This window comes from Azospirillum sp. B21 (genome assembly GCF_008364825.1).
In the GTDB taxonomy this organism is placed as follows: Bacteria; Pseudomonadota; Alphaproteobacteria; order Azospirillales; family Azospirillaceae; genus Azospirillum.
The window spans coordinates 554,240-568,106 of sequence record NZ_VTTO01000001.1 but is presented as its reverse complement, the minus strand read 5'-3'; the positions used below and the strand labels follow the sequence as shown (position 1 = coordinate 568,106).

Below are 13,867 nucleotides of genomic sequence, written 5' to 3'. Positions count from 1 at the left end.
GGCGGCGGGAAGGATCATCTACAGATTCTCCCGCAGCCACAGGCCGACGCGGCCGATGAGCCCGGTTGACGCGACCGCCTCGTGGCCGGTCACCATCAGCTCCGTCGGGTTGCGGACGGCGTGTAGGAGAAGGCCCGCGACCGTCGCGAAGGCCGGGCCGCCATGGGCCTCGTTGAGGCCGGCGATCCGGGTCGGGCGGGCGATGCGGACCTGCTTGTCCAGAATGGGGGCGGCCATGTCGCGCGTGTTGGGCAGCTGGCTGGCGCCGCCGGTCAGCACGACGCGCCGGCCGACCAGCCGGGAATGGCCCGACTGCTCGATGGCGCTGCGCACCTCTTCGAAGATCTCTTCCATCCGCGCCTGGATGATGCTGACCAGGAAGGAGCGCGGGTGGCTGGCGGTGCCGCTGCCGCTGCGCTCGTCCTCACCGATCTGCGGCACCTCGATCATCTCGCGCTCGTCGGCCGGGTTCACCCGGGCGCTGCCGTAGAGCACCTTCAGCCGTTCGGCATGGACCAGCGGCGTGGTCAGCCCGTGGGCGATGTCGTTGGTGACATGCCGGCCGCCCAAGGGCACGAAGCCGGTCCAGACCAGATTGCCTTCGGAGAAGATCGAGATTGTCGTGCCGCCGCCGCCGATGTCGACGCAGGCCGCGCCCATCTCCATCTCGTCCTCCACCAGACAGGCGAGGCCGGAGGCGAAGGGGCTGACCACGATGGATTCGATGTTCAGGTGGCAGCGGGCGATGCAGGCGTGCAGCGTGCGGATGGCGCCGGCCGCGGCGGTGACGACATGCAGCTGGGCGCCCAGCGAATGGCCGCTCATCCCCTTGGGATCGCGGATGCCGCGGCTGCCGTCCAGGCTGAAGCCCAGCGGAATGGTGTGGATCAGCGCCTGATCGGGGCCGGCCTGCAGGGTGCGGGCATGGGCCATGGCGCGGCGGATGTCGCCCTCCGTCACCTCCTGGCCGGAGACGGGGACCGTGGCGGTGAAGGCGTGGGAACGCGGCTGGCCCATCGACAGGTTGACGACGACGTCGTGCACCGTCTCGCCGGCCATCTGTTCGGCGGCATGCACGGCGGCACCGATCGAGGTTTCCGCCGCCTCCATGTCGATGATGGTTCCGGCGCGGATGCCCGTGGCGATCTGGTGGCCGACGCCGATCACGCGAAGGGAGCCGGGCTCCTCCATCCGCGCGATGACGCAGCACACCTTCGTCGAGCCGACGTCCAGCGCCGTGACGATTCCGCCACGGGCCGGCCGCTTCGGCTTCTTGGCGCCGTTGAATCCCATCCCGAACATGCCCCCCAAACTTCCCCTCTACCCCTGTCTGCCGGCGATAAGCTCTTTCCCACAAGGGTTTCCCGACAAGAGCCTGCCGCCGGTGCGTCCTATGATTTCTTGCCGTTCTTCTTCTTCGACTCATCCTCCCAGCCCGGAAGCTGGGCGGTGGCGGAGGTCTGGATCGCGGCGCGGCCGGGCAGCCGCAGGTCGATGGCGACGATGTCGCGGTCCAGCACATGGCTGGCCGTATGCATCTGCTCCAGCTGCAGGAGCGCGCGGCGCATCTCCGCGGTGCCTTCCGGCAGCTTCACCGTCACGCCGTTGCTGAGTTGCAGGTTCCAGCGCCGGTCGCTGATCCAGCTGGCCGAGGACAGCAGCGGGGCCACGGTGGGGGCGCTGTCCAGCGCCGACAGCAGGGTGTGGACCTGCTGCGGGGCGTTGGCGCCGATCACCTGGGGCAGCGTGTCGATGCGCTGGTTGCCGCGGCGCGCCAGTTCCGCCGCGTCGGCCAGCGGACGGCCGGCGCGGTCGATGACGGTGAACTGCCGCTCATGCTGCCAGATCGCCATCGGCTGGCGTTCCGACAGGCGGATGTAGAGGAAGCCGGGCAGCCGGCGCTCGATGGAGGCCGATGAAACCCAGGGAAGCTCTTCAAGCCGCTGCTTGGCCTCGGCGAGGTCGATAGACAGGATCGGCTCGCCCCGACGCACGCCCAGCGCGTCGAGCACGGCGTCGCGTTCCGTCTCGCTGCGGCCGACCACCAGGATCTCCGACAGGCGGAAGCCCAGGTCGCCGGTGGTCTGGATGACGCTTTCGCGGGCTGCCTCAAGCGTGTCGGCCAGGGTGCCGCGCTTCCAGGTCGAACCGGCGGCAGCGGTCAGACCCAGCACCGGGACCAGGATCAGCGCCGCCTTGACGGCCGAGCGGGTCCAGCGCGGCCAGGCGCGGCGGCGCTTGCCTTTCTGCGCCGACGCGGCCATGGCGCGCGGCGGGGTCGGCATCTCGTCCCGGGCGCGCGCACCGGCGGCGGCGGCGCGGAAGTCCGGATCGGCCATCAGGCGAGCTGACATGCGGCATTCTCCACGAGCCAGCCGACCAGCGCGCCGTAGGAAATTCCCACATGCGCCGCCTGTTCGGGCACCAGCGACAGGGGCGTCATGCCCGGCTGGTTGTTGATCTCCAGGAAGTACAGCCCGTCGGTTCCCGGCCGGCCGTCATCCCAGCGGAAGTCGCTGCGCGAGACACCCCGGCAGCCCAGGGTGTGGTGCGCCAGCACCGCCAGCCGCTTCGCCTCCTCCGCCACGGCCTCGGGGATCGCGGCGGGGATGGTGTGGACGGCATGGCCGGCGCTGTATTTCGCGGTGTAGTCGTAGACCTGAGCCTGGAAGACGATCTCGGTCACCGCCAAAGCGCGGTCACCCATGACGCCCACGGTCAGCTCGCGACCGGGGATGAACTCCTCGACCAGCACGCGCTCCCCAAAGGCCCCCCCGAAGAAGCTATCGTCGCCGACCGGGCTGTTCTGCCCCTCGCGGACCAGGGTTACGCCAACGGTCGAGCCTTCGTCCACAGGCTTGACGATATAGGGCGCCGGCATGGGGTGGGTACCGCCGGTGATCTCGCCACGGGAGAGCACCATTCCTTTGGGGGAGCGGATGCCGACGGTGTCCAGCACGCGCTTGGTCATCGCCTTGTCCATGGCGATGGCGGCGGCCTGGACGCCGGAATGGGTGTAGGGCAGGCCCAGGAACTCCAGCACGCCCTGGATCGTCCCGTCCTCGCCGCCGCGGCCGTGCAGGGCGTTGAACACCACGTCGGGGCGCGGGTTGGTCAGGGCGTGCATCAGCCCGCCCAGGTCGCGCTGCACGTCGATGGCGGTGACGCGGTAGCCTTCCTCTTCCAGCGCCTTGGCGACGCCGGCGCCGCTGACCAGCGACACCTCGCGCTCGGCCGACCAGCCGCCCATCAGGACGGCGACATGCTTCTTGTGGGCGTGGAGCAGGGCTTCGGTCATGCGTGGCCTCCGTCGGCCGTCTCTCCCTCTCCCCCCCGGGGAGAGGGTTGGGGTGAGGGGGAACCGCCGGCCGGAGCGTTCGGCTGGCGCCGAACCCCCTCATCCCGACCTTCTCCCCGGGGGGGAGAAGGGGAAAGCTCCACGCCGATCCGCTTGATTTCCCACTCCAGCGTTACGCCGCTGGTCTCGAACACGCGGCGGCGGACCTCCTCGCCCAGCGCTTCCAGCTGGGCGGCGGTGGCCGTGCCGTTGTTGATCAGGAAGTTGCAGTGCTTTTCCGACACCTGGGCGTCGCCGATGGACAGGCCGCGGCAGCCGGCCTTGTCGATCAGCTCCCAGGCCTTGTGACCTTCAGGATTCTTGAAGGTCGAGCCGCCGGTGCGCGAGCGGACGGGCTGGCTGTCGGCCCGCTTGTCGGAGATCTCGGCCATGCGCCGCGCGATCTCCAGCGGGTTGCCGGGCTCGCCGCGCAGAACGGCGCCGGTGAAGATGCAATCCTCCGGTGCGGCACTGTGGCGGTAGGTGAATCCCATGCCGGCATGGCTGAACTCCAGCCGCCGGCCGTCGCGCGCGACCGCGGTGGCTGAGACCAGCACGTCGGCCAGCTCGCGGCCATAGGCGCCGCCGTTCATGCGCAAGGCGCCGCCGATGGTGCCGGGAATGCCCGACAGGAACTCCAGCCCAGCGATGCCCGCGTCTCGGGCGACCATGGCGACGTTGAGGTCGAGCGCCGCCGCACCGGCGGTCAGCGTCATCCCATCCGCCAGGATGTCGGTGAAGCCGCGGCCGAGCCGGATGGTGACACCCGGCACGCCGCCGTCCCGCACCAGCAGGTTGGAGGCGACGCCGATCACCGTCACCGGCACCTCGGCGGGCAGGGCCGCCAGGAAGTCGGCGAGGTCGTCTGCATCGGCCGGGCGGAACATCACCTCCGCCGGCCCGCCGACGCGGAACCACGTCACCGGCGCCAGCGGGGCGTCGGCGGACAGCCGGCCGCGCACCGCGGGCATCCGTTGGATCAGATGGCCGTCAGGGAGGCTCATGCGCGGCGCCGCCGTCATCGGGTCGCGCCGTAGAGGGACGACAGCTCGCCCGGCAGGGCATTCGCCCACTGGGTGATGTTGCCGGCGCCCAGGCAGACGACGAAGTCGCCGGGCTTGGCCATCTCACGCACCACCTGGGCCAGCTCCTGCTGGTTGTGCAGGGCCACGACATGGCGGTGGCCGTGCATGCGCAGGCCCTCCACCAGGCTGTCGCGGCTGACGCCCTCGATCGGCGCCTCACCGGCGGCATAGACGTCGGCGACGATCACGGCGTCGGCGTCGTTGAAGCAGGTGCAGAACTCCTCGAACAGGGCGGCGAGGCGCGAATAGCGGTGCGGCTGGACCACGGCGATGGTGCGGCCGGTGCCGGCGGTGCGCGCCGCCTTCAGCACGGCGGCGATCTCCACCGGGTGGTGGCCGTAATCGTCGATGACGGTGATGCCGTTGGCCTCGCCGGTCTTGGTGAAGCGGCGCTTCACGCCCTGGAACTTGGCCATGCTGTCGCGCATCACCACGTCGGGAAGGCCCATCTCGTTGCCGACCGCGAAGCAGGCCAGCGAGTTCTGGACGTTGTGCGGCCCGTACATCGGCAGGCGCACGCCGGCAATGGCGCGGCTCTCGCCGCTGTGGCGGTCGTAGATCAGCACGTCGTACTTGGCGCCTTCGGGACCCAGCTCCACGTTCACCGCGCGGATGTCGGCCTGCGGCGAGAAGCCGTAGGTGACGATGCGGCGGTCGGACACGCGGGGGATCATCGCCTGCACCTCGGGATGGTCGATGCACAGCGCGGCGAAGCCGTAGAAGGGGATGTTCTGGACGAAGCTGTCGAAGGCGGCGCGCGCGTTGTCGAAGGTGCCGTAGAAGTCCAGATGCTCCGGATCCATGTTGGTGACGACGGCGATGCAGGCCGGCAGCTTCACGAAGGTGCCGTCGCTCTCGTCCGCCTCCACCACCATCCAGTCGCCGGTGCCGAGCCGGGTGTTGGAGCCGTAGGCGTTGATGATGCCGCCGTTGATGACGGTCGGGTCGAGGTTGGCGTGCTCCAGCATATGGCCGACCATCGAGGTGGTCGTGGTCTTGCCATGGGTGCCGCCGATGGCGATGGCCCATTTCAGGCGCATCAGTTCGCCCAGCATCTCGGCGCGGCGGACCACCGGCACCAGGGCCGCGCGGGCGGCGACCACTTCCGGATTGTCGCGCTTGACGGCGGAGGAGACGACGACCACGGCCGCACCGGCGATGTTCTCGCCACGATGGCCGACGAACACCTTGATGCCCAGTTCGCGCAGGCGCTTGACGTTGGCGTTCTCGGCCAGGTCGGAGCCCTGGACGGTATAGCCCAGGTTCCGCAGAACCTCGGCGATGCCGCTCATGCCGATGCCGCCGATGCCGACGAAGTGGATGGTGCCGATCGAGAGGGGGAGGGCGCGCATGTCAGGCTTACTTTCCGCGGCGAAGCATCAGGCGAAGGGTGGCGTCGACCGCCCCGTCGGACAGGTCGTTGGGAAGGGGTTGCGATCCGTGGATCATCGACAGGCGGTCCCGCAGAAAGCCGCCTTCGGCGAGGAAGCGCGGCACCAGCGGACAGCCCGGACGGTTGTACCAGCCGCCCTCGGTCCGAGTCATGTCCGCCGGCCAGTCCTGCAGCGGTCGCGGCGTCGGTCGGGTCAGAGTCCTGGCTTTGATCATTCCGCGGCCCCCTTGGCGCTGGCGCCGGCGGCGGCCCGCCGGGCGTTGTGGGATCGGTCGTGGTCGGTCTTGATCGGGTCGGAACCGGTATCGGCGCCGTGGAGCTTGCGCATGCCGCCGTCCAGCATCGCCAGAACGGCGTCGGCCAGGGCGCTCGCGGCGTCGGCGGTGCCCCAGCCATGGGCGGCCTGCGCCGCCGTGGCGAGTGCCTGTGGGTCGGCCAGCAGGGCGGATAGCCGCTCGGCCAGTGAACTTGCGGTGAAGCCGGGCTGCGGCACCAGCCAGGCGGCGCCGGCCTCCGCCAGATGGCGGGCGTTGGCGGTCTGGTGGTCGTCGGTGGCGTGCGGGTAGGGCACCAGGATCGCCGGGCGGCCGACGCAGGTCAGCTCGGCGATGGTGGAGGCCCCGGCACGGGTGACGGCGAGATGGCAGGCGGCCAGCCGTTCCGGCACATCGCGGAAGAAGGTCTGCAGTTCCAGCCGGGCAAGGCCCAGCGGCTCCAGCGCGTCGCGGGCGGCTTCCAGATCTTCCGCGCGGCATTGCTGCGCCAGATGGATGCGGGCGCGCAGATCCTCCGGCAGCAGGGCCAGCGCCGCGGGGATCACCTCCGAAAAGACGCGGGCACCCTGGCTGCCGCCCATCACCAGCAGGCGGACGGGACCGCCGGGCTGCGGCGCCTCGTAGGGGGACAGGCGGCGGGCGGCGACGGCGGGGCGGACCGGATTGCCGGTGCGGACGACCTTGGCGCGCTGCGCCTCGCCCAGCTTCTCGATGCCGGGGAAGGCGACGGCGATGCGGCGGGCGCCCGCGATCAGCATCCGGTTGGCGCGGCCGAGGACGGCGTTCTGTTCGTGCAGCAGGGCCGGCAGCTTGGACTGGATGGCGGCATAGACGGTGGGGACGGACGGATAGCCGCCGAAGCCGACCACCGCCGCGGGTTCGAGCCGCCGCATCAGCGCGCGCGCCTCCAGCAGACCCAGCCCCATCTGCAGGGCGGCCTTCAGCTTGCCGACGATCCCGGCGCCGGGGGAGGCGGCGCGGATGCGGTGGACCGGCACCTCCGGCAGATTGTCGCCGAAGGCATGGCCGCGCTTGTCGGTGACCAGCGTCACGGCGCGGCCGCGGGCCAGCAGCTCGCGCGCCAGCGCCTCGGCCGGGAACATATGCCCGCCGGTGCCGCCGGCGGCCAGCACGATCACCTTGTGCGCGGTGGGGTCCAAATCCGTCGGCCTCCTCATTCCGCGGGGCCGAAGCGTTTGCGTGTCAAAGCCAGAACCATGCCCATGCCGAACCCGAGTGCCAGCAGCGAGGAGCCGCCGTAGGAAATGAACGGCAGGGTCATGCCCTTCGTCGGCATAAGATGCAAGGACGATCCCATATTGATCGCCGCCTGAAGTCCGAACTGGATCAGAAGACCGGCGGTCGCCAGCAGGACGAAGTAGTTGTTGTCGTTGAAGACCCGCGCAAATCCGCGCAGGACGACAAAGGCGAACAGCACCACCAACCCGAGGCAGAAGATCAGCCCCAGTTCCTCACCGGCAACGGCGAAGATGAAGTCGGCGTGGCTGTCGGGCAGATAGAACTTCACCGTGCCTTGGCCGGGTCCGGTGCCCATCAGTCCGCCGTTGGCGAAGGCCTCCAGCGACCGGTTGACCTGATAGTTGTCGCCGGCGTTCGGGTCGAGAAAGCGGTCGATGCGGCTGGTGACGTGCGGCAGCGTGTAATAGGCGCCGATCAGCCCGACCACGCCCAGCCCGCCGAGCCCCATCACCAGAACCAGGTTCAGCCCGGCCAGGAAGAACTGGGTGAACCACACGGCGGAAACGACGAAGGTCATGCCCAGGTCGGGCTGCAGGATCAGGCCGGCCACGGTGATGCCGTAGAGCACGATCGACACCAGCGCGCCGGGAAAGCCGGGGTTGGTGCGCGACAGCGAGAACAGCCACGCCGCCACCACCGCGAAGGCGGGTTTGACGAACTCGGACGGCTGGATCGACAGGCCGGGGATATGGATCCAGCGCCGCGCGCCCTTGATCTCCATGCCCACCACCAGGGTGGCGAAGACCAGCAGCACTGAGAACAGGAACACGCCCAGCGCCACCCGCCGCACCCCGCGCGGACTGAGCAGCGAGACGCCGACCATGATGATGATCGCCGGGATCAGCATCATCAGGTGGCGTTCGACGAAATAGAAGGTGTCCTGGATGCCGATGCGCTCGGCGACCGGCGGGCTGGCCGCGGTGATCAGGACCGTGCCGAGAAACATCAGCAGGGCGATGGCGCCCAGCTGCCAGCGGTCGACGGTCCACCACCAGCGGCCGAAGATGGATTGGTCGGTACGGTCGAAGGTGATCATGCAGCGCCCCCGCTCGTCGCATCGCGCGCGCCGAGTATGCCCGCGACATAGGCCGCAAAGGCCTCGCCGCGCTTCTCGAAATTGGCGAACTGGTCCCACGACGCGCAGGCCGGCGACAACAGCACGCAGGCGCCGTCCAGCCGTTCCGCCAGGGCCAGACCGGCCGCCTTCGCGGTTGCGATATCCAGCGTCCCGCAGCGTGTATAAGCAACGCCTTGTGCGTCAAGCCATGCGGCGAATTGTTCCTGCGCCTCGCCGATCAGGAAGGCGTGGCGGACACGGCCCATATAGCCCTCCAGCCCGTTCAGCCCGGTGTCCTTGGCCTGTCCGCCGAGGATCCAGTAGATCGGGTCGAAGGTGGCCAGCGCCTTTTCCGTCGCGTCGGCGTTGGTCGCCTTGCTGTCGTTTACGAAGCGCACGCCGTTCGCCTCGCCGACCAGCTGCTGTCGGTGGGCAAGGCCGGGGAAGGTCGCCATCGCCGCGACGATGGCCGGCACGGGCAGGCCGGCGGCCTTGCAGGCGGCGAAGGCCGCGGCGGCGTTCTGCCAGTTGTGGGTGCCGAGCAGGGTGGGCAGGGTGGACAGCTCCACCACGCGGGCGGCCTCGCCGTCGGTGTCGTCGACCAGCCAGCCGTCGGCGGCATAGACGCCACCCGCGACCGGCCCGAGGGCGGAGACCGGCCAGATGCGCTGGTCGCCGGCCGCCACGAGCTCGGCGTGGATCGTCCGGCAATGCTCGTCGTCCACCCCGATCACCGCGGTGCGCGGCCAGGTCTGGCGATGGAAGATCAGCTTCTTGGCGGCGATGTAGCCCTCCATCCCGCCATGGCGGGCGAGATGGTCGGGCGTGATGTTCAGCAGGACGGCGATGTCGAAGGTGATGGAGTGGGTCAGCTCCAACTGGTAGCTCGACATCTCCAGGATGCAGGTGCCGCCGGACCCGATCGGGTCGAAGGTCAGCACCGGCGTGCCCAGATTGCCACCCACGGCGGCCTTGCGCCCGGCGGCGGCCATGATGTGGCCGATCAGGGTGGTGGTGGTCGACTTGCCGTTGGTGCCGGTGATACCGATGAAGGCGCAGTCGCGCTCCGCCCGGCCCAGCAGCTCGATGTCGCAGATCACCTCGATCCCCATCGCCCGGGCGCGCTCGGCGACCGGGTGCGGCTTGGGGAAGGTATGGGGGATGCCGGGCGACCAGACGATGGTGGTCAGGTCCGACAGGTCGGCGGTGGCGAGATCGACGACGGCGAAGCCCTCGGCCTCCGCCGCGGCGCGGGAGGCGGGGTTGTCGTCCCACACCCGCACCTCGGCCCCGCTGTCGCGCAGCGCGCGGGCGGTTGCGAGGCCGGACTTGCCCAGCCCCATCACTGCGACGGGAAGCTCCTGCATATAGAACAGGTCGATCATCGCCTAGGCCCCCCTCAGCGCAGCTTCAGCGTGGACAGGCCGACCAGCGCCAGGATCGAAGCGATGATCCAGAAGCGGATCACCACCGTCGGTTCGGCCCAGCCCTTCTTCTCGAAATGATGGTGCAGCGGCGCCATGCGGAACACGCGCTTGCCGGTCAGCTTGAAGGACGCGACCTGCACGATCACCGACACCGTTTCCAGCACGAACAGGCCGCCGATGATGGCCAGCACGATCTCGTGCTTCGTCACCACGCTGACGGCACCCAGCGCACCGCCCAGCGACAGCGACCCGGTGTCGCCCATAAAGACCATGGCCGGCGGCGCGTTGTACCAGAGGAAGCCCAGCCCGGCGCCGACCAGGGCGCCGCAGAAGACGGTCAGCTCGCCCGATCCCGGCACATGGTGGATCTGCAGGTAGTTGGCGAAGATCGCGTTGCCCGACAGGTAGGAGATCAGGCCGAAGCAGCCGGCGGCGATCATCGTCGGCACGATGGCGAGCCCGTCCAGACCGTCGGTCAGGTTCACCGAGTTCGACGCGCCGACCATGATGAAGGCGCCGAAGGGCACGAAGAACCAGGACAGCTGGATCAGGAAATCCTTGACGAAGGGCACCGCGACGCCGCCCGACAGCGGCGGGGCCGACACCCACATGATCAGCGCGGAGGCGACCAGCCCGATGGCGATCTCCCAGCCCAGGCGGAAGCGGCCGGACAGCCCCTTGGTGTTGCGCTTGGTCAGCTTCAGGTAATCGTCGCCGAAGCCGATCAGACCGTAGCCGATGGTCACCAGCAGGACGATCCATACATAGGCGTTGGTCAGGTCGCCCCACAGCAGGGTGCTGACCGTCATCGCGATCAGGATCATCAGGCCGCCCATGGTGGGCGTGCCCTTCTTCTTGAAGTGGCTTTCCGGGCCGTCGGCGCGGATGGGCTGTCCTTCGCCCTGCTTGCGCTTCAGCCAGGCGATCAGGCGCGGAAAGAACACGAAGCTGATGACCAGCGACGTGATCACGGCGCCGCCGGTGCGGAAGGTCAGATAGCGGAACAGGTTGAACGGCGTGAAGACGTCGGCCAGTCCGAAGAGGAGGTTGTAGAGCATTTGTGTCCGTCAGCCTCGCGGGCCTTGCTGGCCTTGCGTGGCCGCCTGCGGCTGGTTGGTGGTTCGGGAGGCGGCTTTGTCCTCGCTTTCGCGCCCGCTGTCGAGTGCCGCGAGCGCATCGACGACCAGACCTGTACGACTGCCCAATGACCCCTTGACCATGATAACGTCGCCGCCTTTTACGGCCGCGGTCACGATGGGCGCCAGGTCGACGCTGGTCTCGGTCCAGGCGCCGTGCATGGCATCCGGCAGACGATCGAACAGCGCCTTCATGTGCTGGCCGCAGGCATAGACGGTGTCGACCTGCGCGGCGCGCAGCGGGTCGGCCAATGCGATGTGCAGCGTGTCGGCACGGTCGCCAAGCTCGCGCATGTCGCCCAGCACCGCGATGCGGCGGCCGCCGGCGCCGGGGTCGATCTTGCCCAGAACCTCCAGAGTCGCCACCATGGCGGCCGGGCTGGCGTTGTAGCTCTCGTCGATCAGGGTGAAGGCGCCCTGCGGCAGCTTGATCCGCTTGCGGGTGCCGCGGCCCTTGACCGGCTGCAGGCTGGACAGAGAGCGGGCGGCCGCGGCGACGTCGGCGCCCAGCGCCTTCACCGCCAGCAGCACCGCGAGGCTGTTCATCACCCAGTGCCGGCCGGGCTGCGACAGGCAATATTGCAGCCGCTCGCCGCGGATGACCGCGGTCACCGCGCTGCAGGTGGCGTGCAGCGAGCAGTCGATCAGGCGGGCGTCGGCCTCCTCATGGGCGCCGAAGCTCCAGATGCGGGTCAGGCCCTGGCGGCGCGCGGCGGCGGCCAGCCGGGCATACTGCCCGTTGTCGCGGTTCAGCACGGCGACGCCGTTGGCATCCAGCCCCTCGAAGATCTCGGCCTTGGCGTCGGCGATCGCCTCGACGCCGGAGAAGAACTCCAGATGCGCCGCTTCCACCGTGGTGACGATGGCGACATGCGGCTTGACCTGCCGCGACAGCGGGCCGAGTTCGCCGGCGTGGTTCATCCCCAGCTCGAACACGCCATAGGCGCTGGCTTCCGGCAGGCGGGCGAGCGACAGCGGCACCCCCCAATGGTTGTTCAGGCTGCCTTCGGTGGCGTAGGTCGTCCCTTGCGCTGACAGGACGTGGCGCAGCGTCTCCTTGGTGCCGGTCTTGCCGACGGAGCCGGTGACGCCGACGATCCGCGCGCCGCAGCGGGCGCGCGCGACGGCACCCAGCGCCGCCATCGCCTCCAGCGTGTCGACCGGGGTTATCAGAAGCGGCAAATCTGCGGGTAGTCCATCCGGCACATGGTCGACCAGCGCCGCCGCGGAACCGGCGGCCAGCGCAGCGCCGACGAAGGCGTGCCCGTCGAAATTCGGCCCGCGGATGGCGACGAACAGATCGCCCGGCGCCACCTTGCGGCTGTCGATGGTGACACCGGTGGCAGTCCAGACGGCCGGACCCGCCAGACGCCCGCCGGTGGCGGCCGCCGCGTCCCCCGCGGTCCAAAGGACCGCCTTATCCGTCTCGTCGCTCATGCTCCAACCTCCGCTACGGCTTTCCGGGCCTCGTCCGCATCGTCGAACGGACGCACCTCGGTGCCGATCGTTTGTCCCTGCTCGTGGCCCTTGCCGGCGATGACCAGGACGTCGCCGGGCTGAAGCTGCCGTACCGCGGTGCGGATCGCCTCGGCCCGGTCGCCGATCTCCTCCAGCTTTCCGGCCAGGTCCCCGGTGGCGCCGGCCAGCACCTGACCCCGCACGAAGGCGGGATCCTCGGTGCGCGGGTTGTCGTCGGTGACGATGGCGCGGTCGGCCAGTCTGGCCCCCAGCGCTCCCATCACCGGCCGCTTGCTGCGGTCACGGTCGCCGCCGCAGCCGAACACCGCCACCAGATGGCGCGCGGCATGCGGTTTCAGCGCCCGCAGCACCGTTTCCAGCGCGTCGGGCGTGTGGGCGTAATCGACGTAGACCGTCGCCCCGTTGGGGTGGGTCGCGACATGCTGCAGCCGGCCCGGCACGCCTTCCAGCGAGGAAAGGGTGGCGAGCGCCCGCTCGGCGTCTCCGCCGGATCCGATGACCAGCCCTAGCGCGCAGAGCACGTTCCAGGCCTGGAAGCGACCCGCCAGCGGCAGGTCCACCGTCACGTCGCGGCCGAGCACGGAGAGGGAGAGGCGCTGGCCATGGGCCAGCGGCTCCACCCCGGTCACCCGAAGCTCGGCTCCGGCCAGACCATAGGACAGGACACGGTGGCCACGGTGGTTACAAATGGTGGCAAAATGTTGAAATTCCGGAGAGTCGGCGTTCAGCACCGCGACGGCGCCCGGCGGCAGAACGCGGTCGAACAGCATCGCCTTGGCGTCGCGGTACGCCTCCATCGTGCCGTGGTAATCCAGATGGTCCAGCGTCAGGTTGGTGAAGCCGGCGGCCTTGATCGCCACGCCGTCCAGCCGGAACTGCTCCAGACCGTGGCTCGACGCCTCCATCGCCAGATGGCCGATGCCGGCCTCCGCCGCGGCAGCGAGGTCGCGGTGGAGCGACACCGGGTCGGGCGTGGTCATCCCGCCATAGCCCTGCAGTCCGGGGCCGAGCAACCCAAGCGTGCCCAGGCTGGCGGCAGGCAGGCCGAGCCGCGTCCAGATCTGGGCGGCGAACTGCACGGTGGAGGTCTTGCCGTTGGTGCCGGTCACCGCCACCACCGTCTCCGGCTGGCGCCCGCCATGGAAGGCGGCGGCCATGCGCGCGAAGGCGAGGCGGGGCTGGGGATCGGTCAGCAGGACGGCGGTGGAGGCGGGCGGAAGTTCGGTACCCTCGGGCGCCAGCACCGCGACGGCGCCCTTGGCGAGTGCGTCGGCGATGAAGGCGCGGCCATCGGCCTTCACGCCGGGCAGGGCGGCAAAGACGAAGCCGGGCCTGACCGCGCGGCTGTCGGCGGTCAGCCCGGCGATGTCGGGGTCGGCCACACGGCCTGCCACATTGTGTGCCACACGGGCGGTGGC

The 13,867-nt window shown here is 69.7% G+C and carries 11 protein-coding genes and 1 pseudogene; all 12 read right to left on the bottom strand.

The window, feature by feature from the left end; translation table 11 throughout:
- Window positions 1-18: 18 nt before the first annotated feature.
- On the bottom strand, window positions 19-1,293 hold the full coding sequence (ftsA, locus tag FZ983_RS02685; RefSeq protein WP_149222448.1) for a cell division protein FtsA: 1,275 nt from the start codon (window positions 1,291-1,293) through the stop codon (window positions 19-21).
- Between the two features lie 98 nt (window positions 1,294-1,391).
- On the bottom strand, window positions 1,392-2,354 hold the full coding sequence (locus FZ983_RS02680) for an FtsQ-type POTRA domain-containing protein (RefSeq protein WP_149222060.1): 963 nt from the start codon (window positions 2,352-2,354) through the stop codon (window positions 1,392-1,394).
- Window positions 2,339-3,298 carry a D-alanine--D-alanine ligase gene (locus tag FZ983_RS02675; protein ID WP_149222059.1) on the bottom strand — a complete coding sequence of 320 codons (960 nt, stop codon included), beginning with the start codon at window positions 3,296-3,298 and terminating at the stop codon, window positions 2,339-2,341. The genes FZ983_RS02680 and FZ983_RS02675 overlap by 16 nt, the downstream gene beginning before the upstream one ends.
- Before the next feature lie 134 nt (window positions 3,299-3,432).
- Window positions 3,433-4,341 (bottom strand): annotated as a pseudogene (gene murB, locus FZ983_RS02670) (UDP-N-acetylmuramate dehydrogenase); the annotation flags it as partial.
- A 14-nt stretch (window positions 4,342-4,355) separates the two neighbouring features.
- On the bottom strand, window positions 4,356-5,774 hold the full coding sequence (gene murC, locus FZ983_RS02665) for a UDP-N-acetylmuramate--L-alanine ligase (RefSeq protein WP_149222058.1): 1,419 nt from the start codon (window positions 5,772-5,774) through the stop codon (window positions 4,356-4,358).
- A 7-nt stretch (window positions 5,775-5,781) separates the two neighbouring features.
- Entirely contained in the window at window positions 5,782-5,967 is a 186-nt protein-coding gene (locus tag FZ983_RS02660) for a hypothetical protein (RefSeq protein ID WP_236783611.1), read from the bottom strand.
- A gap of 59 nt (window positions 5,968-6,026) precedes the next feature.
- Entirely contained in the window at window positions 6,027-7,268 is a 1,242-nt protein-coding gene (gene murG, locus FZ983_RS02655; RefSeq protein WP_149222056.1) for an undecaprenyldiphospho-muramoylpentapeptide beta-N-acetylglucosaminyltransferase, read from the bottom strand.
- Complete coding sequence (locus tag FZ983_RS02650; protein ID WP_149222055.1) at window positions 7,265-8,386, bottom strand: putative peptidoglycan glycosyltransferase FtsW; 1,122 nt, start codon at window positions 8,384-8,386, stop codon at window positions 7,265-7,267. Before FZ983_RS02650 ends, murG begins: the two co-directional genes overlap by 4 nt.
- Window positions 8,383-9,792, bottom strand: a complete 1,410-nt coding sequence (murD, locus tag FZ983_RS02645) for a UDP-N-acetylmuramoyl-L-alanine--D-glutamate ligase (RefSeq protein WP_149222054.1) — start codon at window positions 9,790-9,792, stop codon at window positions 8,383-8,385. The genes FZ983_RS02650 and murD overlap by 4 nt, the downstream gene beginning before the upstream one ends.
- Before the next feature lie 14 nt (window positions 9,793-9,806).
- Window positions 9,807-10,892, bottom strand: a complete 1,086-nt coding sequence (mraY, locus tag FZ983_RS02640) for a phospho-N-acetylmuramoyl-pentapeptide-transferase (RefSeq protein WP_149222053.1) — start codon at window positions 10,890-10,892, stop codon at window positions 9,807-9,809.
- A 9-nt stretch (window positions 10,893-10,901) separates the two neighbouring features.
- Entirely contained in the window at window positions 10,902-12,407 is a 1,506-nt protein-coding gene (locus FZ983_RS02635) for a UDP-N-acetylmuramoylalanyl-D-glutamyl-2,6-diaminopimelate--D-alanyl-D-alanine ligase (RefSeq protein ID WP_149222052.1), read from the bottom strand.
- Window positions 12,404-13,855, bottom strand: coding sequence for a UDP-N-acetylmuramoyl-L-alanyl-D-glutamate--2,6-diaminopimelate ligase (locus FZ983_RS02630; protein WP_282186987.1), 1,452 nt, complete (start codon window positions 13,853-13,855; stop codon window positions 12,404-12,406). Before FZ983_RS02630 ends, FZ983_RS02635 begins: the two co-directional genes overlap by 4 nt.
- Window positions 13,856-13,867 lie beyond the last annotated feature (12 nt).

Excerpts from the sequence above, each read along its gene's own strand:
- ftsA (WP_149222448.1), bottom strand. The coding sequence starts at position 1,293 with ATGGGATTCAACGGCGCCAAGAAGCCGAAGCGGCCGGCCCGTGGCGGA.
- FZ983_RS02680 (WP_149222060.1), bottom strand. The coding sequence starts at position 2,354 with ATGTCAGCTCGCCTGATGGCCGATCCGGACTTCCGCGCCGCCGCCGCC.
- FZ983_RS02675 (WP_149222059.1), bottom strand. The coding sequence starts at position 3,298 with ATGACCGAAGCCCTGCTCCACGCCCACAAGAAGCATGTCGCCGTCCTG.
- murC (WP_149222058.1), bottom strand. The coding sequence starts at position 5,774 with ATGCGCGCCCTCCCCCTCTCGATCGGCACCATCCACTTCGTCGGCATC.
- FZ983_RS02660 (WP_236783611.1), bottom strand. The coding sequence starts at position 5,967 with ATGACTCGGACCGAGGGCGGCTGGTACAACCGTCCGGGCTGTCCGCTG.
- murG (WP_149222056.1), bottom strand. The coding sequence starts at position 7,268 with ATGAGGAGGCCGACGGATTTGGACCCCACCGCGCACAAGGTGATCGTG.
- FZ983_RS02650 (WP_149222055.1), bottom strand. The coding sequence starts at position 8,386 with ATGATCACCTTCGACCGTACCGACCAATCCATCTTCGGCCGCTGGTGG.
- murD (WP_149222054.1), bottom strand. The coding sequence starts at position 9,792 with ATGATCGACCTGTTCTATATGCAGGAGCTTCCCGTCGCAGTGATGGGG.
- mraY (WP_149222053.1), bottom strand. The coding sequence starts at position 10,892 with ATGCTCTACAACCTCCTCTTCGGACTGGCCGACGTCTTCACGCCGTTC.
- FZ983_RS02635 (WP_149222052.1), bottom strand. The coding sequence starts at position 12,407 with ATGAGCGACGAGACGGATAAGGCGGTCCTTTGGACCGCGGGGGACGCG.